The organism is Trabulsiella guamensis ATCC 49490, assembly GCF_000734965.1.
GTDB lineage: Bacteria > Pseudomonadota > Gammaproteobacteria > Enterobacterales > Enterobacteriaceae > Trabulsiella > Trabulsiella guamensis.
Genome location: NZ_JMTB01000210.1, coordinates 1 through 530 on the forward strand (window position 1 = coordinate 1; position 530 = coordinate 530).

The window sequence follows — 530 nt, forward strand, 5'->3', positions numbered from 1 at the left end:
TTAGTGAGATTGCCACTAAAGAAGCGGAAACGCTTGTTGATGCCGCCATTGCCGCCGGGAAAGTGGCTCCGGCCAACCGTGATATGTACCTCGCGACCTGCCGCTCTGAAGAAGGCCGCACACAGTTCGCCGATTTTGTGAAAGGCGCGCCTGTCATCGTAAGTCAGGATCCGGCAAAGAAAAAGGATCATGGTAATGGCGATACCACCACGTTGTCCGATGAAGACCTTGCCGTGTGCCACGCGATGGGCATCAGCAAGGAAGAGTTTATTTCCGTTCGTAAGCAGGAGAGCTAATCCATGCAGGTATCCGCAGAAGTATTGCATGCTCTGACCACGGCACTGAGTGCCGCCTTTACCCGTGGCGTCGGGCGTATTACCCCTCAGTACCGATCCATTGCCACCGTCATTCCCAGCACGTCGGCATCAAACACCTATGGCTGGGTGGAAGATTTCCCGACGATTAAGGAATGGATTGGCGCGCGCCAGTTAGCCGAGTTATCGCAGGCCGGTTATGTCATCACCAACAAG

The 530-nt window shown here is 54.7% G+C and carries 2 protein-coding genes; both read left to right on the forward strand.

The features are described 5' to 3' along the window. Positions 1-296 (forward strand): phage protease (locus GTGU_RS23590; RefSeq protein WP_038163810.1); only part of this gene is annotated, 296 nt, incomplete at its 5' end. A gap of 3 nt (positions 297-299) precedes the next feature. Then, on the forward strand, positions 300-530 hold a 231-nt coding region (locus GTGU_RS23595), incomplete at its 3' end, for a Mu-like prophage major head subunit gpT family protein (protein ID WP_038163813.1).